This window comes from Rhizobium ecuadorense (assembly GCF_001187535.1).
Classification (GTDB): domain Bacteria; phylum Pseudomonadota; class Alphaproteobacteria; order Rhizobiales; family Rhizobiaceae; genus Rhizobium; species Rhizobium ecuadorense.
On the sequence record NZ_LFIO01000818.1, the window covers coordinates 1 to 206 of the forward strand.

Below are 206 nucleotides of genomic sequence, written 5' to 3' on the forward strand. Positions count from 1 at the left end.
CTGTTGCAAGCCAACGCTTGCGCAAAGCGCGCAAGAACAATCCTCCGATGGTTCACGACCTATCCCCCTATTTTTGCTTGTTTTGCTTTGAACAAATATCGTTGTAAGTTGCCGGCGCCTCGAAACTACATTGCACCGGCAGCTGCGTATTTTGGAAGTTCCGAACTTCCTTCGGAATTAACCACTACTCATTTAGATATATGAAC

1 protein-coding gene is annotated in these 206 nt (G+C 46.1%); it reads left to right on the forward strand.

All coding sequences use genetic code 11. From position 1 onward, the window contains the following. Positions 1 to 204: hypothetical protein (locus AF337_RS44405; RefSeq protein WP_210168061.1), on the forward strand; the 204-nt coding region annotated here is incomplete at its 5' end. Positions 205 to 206 lie beyond the last annotated feature (2 nt).